Below are 3,585 nucleotides of genomic sequence, written 5' to 3'. Positions count from 1 at the left end.
GATGTTGAAGCCCCGGCGGCAGAACAGGCTGGACACCCGGGCCAGAACACCGTTCTGGTTGTCCACCAGCAGGCTGATGACCCGGCGGCGATCGGCGGGCGGGCCGCTGTGCGTTTCCTTTTTCATGCTGAGCCCTCCTTTATTCCATGATGATGTCATTGATGTCGCCGCCGCCCGGGATCATGGGCAGCACCCGCTCGTCCTTGCCGATGCGGCAGTCGATCCAGGTGGGGCCGTCCTGCTTCATGGCGTCGGCCAGGGCCTCCCGGAATTCCGTCGGGTTGGTGGCCCGGTAGCCCTTGAGGCCGAAGCCCTCGGCCAGCTTGACGAAATCGGTGTGGCGGTGGGGGTCGGTGGCGGAGTAGCGCCCTTCATAGAAGCTGGTCTGCCACTGCCGGACCATGCCCAGCACCGAGTTGTTGAAGATGACGGTGATGATGGGCAGGTGGTAGCTCACGGCGGTGCAGGCTTCGTTCAGGTTCATGTGGAAGGAGCCGTCCCCGGTGAGCATGATCACCCGCTGGTCCCGGCCCAGGGCCATCTGGGCGCCGATGGCGGCGCCGTAGCCGAAGCCCATGGTGCCCAGGCCGCCGCTGGTCAGGAACCCGCGGCTCTTGGTGTGGTGCAGGTACTGGGCCGCCCACATCTGGTGCTGGCCCACGTCGGTGACGTAAACGGCTTCCGGTCCGGCCTGACGGCAGAGCTCGTCAATGAGCTGGTGGGGCCGCAGTTCGGTCTCGCTGTCCAGGGGGTGGTAGTCCACCTTCTGCCAGGAGCGGATCTGTTCCATCCAGAGCTTGTGCTCGGTCTTGTTCACATAGGGCAGGATGGCCTGGAGCACATAGGCGGCGTCCCCGGCGATGCACAGGTCCACGTCCACATTCTTGCCCATCTCGCTGGGGTCGATGTCGATCTGGATGATCCTGGCCTTGGAGGCGAAGGTGTCGGGGTTCAGGGCCACCCGGTCGGAGAAGCGGGTGCCCACGGCCAGGACCAGGTCTGCTTCCGCAATGGCCTTGTTGGCCGCGTAGCCGCCGTGCATGCCCAGCATGCCCAGGTTGTGGGGTTCGCCGTAGCCCAGCACACCGGCGGCCATGAGGGTGTGGGTGGCGGGCATGCCCGCCTTGATGAGCAGGTCCCGCAGGGGCTGGCAGCCCGCCGCGCTGCGCACGCCGCCGCCGAAGTAGACGATGGGGCGCTGGGCCTGGTTGATCATCTCGGCGGCTTCCTTCACTTCCTCCTCATCCACCCGGGTGACGGTGCGGATGAGTTCGGGGGCCTTGGGGGTGAATTCGCATTTGTTGGCGGTGACATCCTTGGGGATGTCCACCAGCACCGGGCCCTTGCGGCCGCTCTGGGCGATGCGGAAGGCGCTGCGCATGGTGTCGGCCAGGTCCTCCACCCTGCGCACCGTGTAGTTGTGCTTGGTGATGGGCATGGTGATGCCCTCGATGTAGGCTTCCTGGAAGCTGTCCTTGCCGATGAGGCTGGTGGCCACGTTGCCGGTGAAGGCCACCATGGGCACGCTGTCCATGAAGGCGGTGGCAATGCCGGTGACCAGGTTGGTGGCGCCGGGGCCGCTGGTGGCCAGCACCACGCCGGTGCGGCCGGTGGCCCGGGCGTAGCCGTCCGCCGCGTGGGCGGCGCCCTGCTCGTGGGCAGTCAGAACATTCTGTATTCTATCAGCGCTTTTATACAATTCGTCATAAAGATTCAGTACCGCGCCTCCGGGATAGCCGAAGATGGTATCAACGCCCTGTTCGACCAGAACTTCAACAAAGATCTGTGCGCCGGTCAGCAGCATGGTGGACAACTCCTTTCGTTCCTCTGGATTCCTCTTTTCGTATTTCTTACCCATGGGGCCGAACAACAAGCCCGTAAAGCGTAAAAAAAACAGCCTTTGTCCCCTGTTTCCAAGAGACAAAGGCCGTGTAGGCTCTCTGCGGTACCACTCTTCTTGGCATGGCGTCCATGCCCGCTCACTGGGCTTCTGACAAAGCCCCGCACGGTAACGGGTGCATCCGGGTCCGGTTACTGGACGTTCGCCGGGCCTGCTCCGGGATGACTTCGCGCCCTGCCTGCCCGCTGCCTTGCACCGGCCGGCAGCTCTCTGGTGGTGGTGTGGGGCGTTACTGGTTCCCATCGCTGCAGTTCAGCTGTTTAGCTAAGTAAAGTGTATATAGGATTGTACCGCAATTTTTACCCGATGTCAACAGGATTTTGGTAATTTTCACAAACCCTTGCGCACCGGCGGCTGAGCGTTTATACTGGGGTCAGCCTGCATTTGTCTGTTGGATGTACTAAAGGGGGAGTTTGTATATGACCATCCGTGACCTTTCGGTCCGTCTGGGTTCTCTGGTGGTATTGCGCGGGGTGCTGCGGGACGAAACCGTGGCCCGCTTCACCGCCATGCTACGGACGGCGCTGGCCTATACCGGGGACGCCGCACCGCTGGCCGACGCCGTGGCCGGTTTTGAGGCGGCGCTTCTGCCCCGGGGGGAGAACTGGAGCCGGGTCCTGCTGGACCTGGTGCTCAATGACGACAACCTGTGCATCCGTCACAGCCAGACGCCACAGGGCGCCGGAGAGGTGGCGGAGGGCAATCTGGCCCGGGACCTGAGCGTGCTGCAGGCGGCGGGGTCGCTGACCCTGGCGGACCTGCTGGCGCCGCTGGAAGGCGGGGATGCCCTGATGCACCAGATGCCCCTGCCCTGGAAGGTGGAGCCGGAGCTTGTCTATGCCAGGGAGTACGCGGCGCGGCGGCGGCAGGTGCCCCATGCGGGGTACGGGATCTTTGCCCGGTACCATGTCTTTACTTTGGAGGAAGGGGTGCTGACCCCGGTGCGGTACCCGGACCCCCAGCGGCTCAGCGAGCTGCCGGGGTATGAGCGGGAGCGCCAGAAGATCATCGAGAACACCAAGGCCCTGCTTTCGGGGCTGCCGGCGGCCAACGTGCTTTTGTACGGCGACGCGGGCACCGGCAAGTCCAGCACGGTGAAGGCCCTGGCCAACGAGTTCCGGGGCGACGGGCTGCGGCTGGTGGAGATCAAGAAGCACCAGCTCTACCAGATGCCGGCGCTGATGGACGACCTGGCGGACAACCCGCTGAAGTTCATCCTTTTCATCGACGACCTGAGTTTTTCCTCCAACGACGACAACTTTGCCGCCCTGAAAGCCATTCTGGAAGGCAGCGTGGGCGGGCGCAGCCGCAACGTGGCGGTGTACGCCACCTCCAACCGGCGGCACCTGGTCAAGGAGACCATGTCCGACCGCACGGCGGGGGACGACATCCACGCGGGGGATACCCGCCAGGAGCTGATGAGCCTGTCCGCCCGGTTCGGGCTGACGGTGACCTTCCAGCGGCCGGACAAGGCACTGTACGAGACCATTGTCATGGACCTGGCCGCCCGCTGCGGGGTGCAGATGCCCTCCGACCAGCTGATGATGCGGGCCGAAGCCTTCGCTTTGCGGGCCGGGGGCCGCAGTCCCCGGGTGGCCAAGCAGTTTGTGGAACTGCTGGCCGGCGGGGTGCAGCTGTAACCCTTATATTCGTTTGCGTCCCGGCGTATGCCGGGGCGTTTTTTG

At 64.3% G+C, this 3,585-nt stretch carries 2 protein-coding genes; one reads left to right on the top strand and one right to left on the bottom strand.

The genetic code is table 11. From position 1 onward, the window contains the following. Nucleotides 1–139: 139 nt before the first annotated feature. Nucleotides 140–1,804, bottom strand: a complete 1,665-nt coding sequence (ilvB, locus tag Q0K17_RS10840; protein WP_294542923.1) for a biosynthetic-type acetolactate synthase large subunit — start codon at nucleotides 1,802–1,804, stop codon at nucleotides 140–142. Nucleotides 1,805–2,319: 515 nt separating this feature from the next. Here ilvB and Q0K17_RS10835 point away from each other — a divergent pair. Then, nucleotides 2,320–3,540, top strand: coding sequence for an ATP-binding protein (locus Q0K17_RS10835; RefSeq protein WP_294542922.1), 1,221 nt, complete (start codon nucleotides 2,320–2,322; stop codon nucleotides 3,538–3,540). Nucleotides 3,541–3,585 lie beyond the last annotated feature (45 nt).

Origin of the sequence: uncultured Gemmiger sp. (assembly GCA_944388105.1) — a bacterium.
Taxonomy (GTDB): Bacteria; Bacillota; Clostridia; order Oscillospirales; family Ruminococcaceae; genus Gemmiger.
This window is presented reverse-complemented; position numbering and strand designations above follow the sequence as displayed.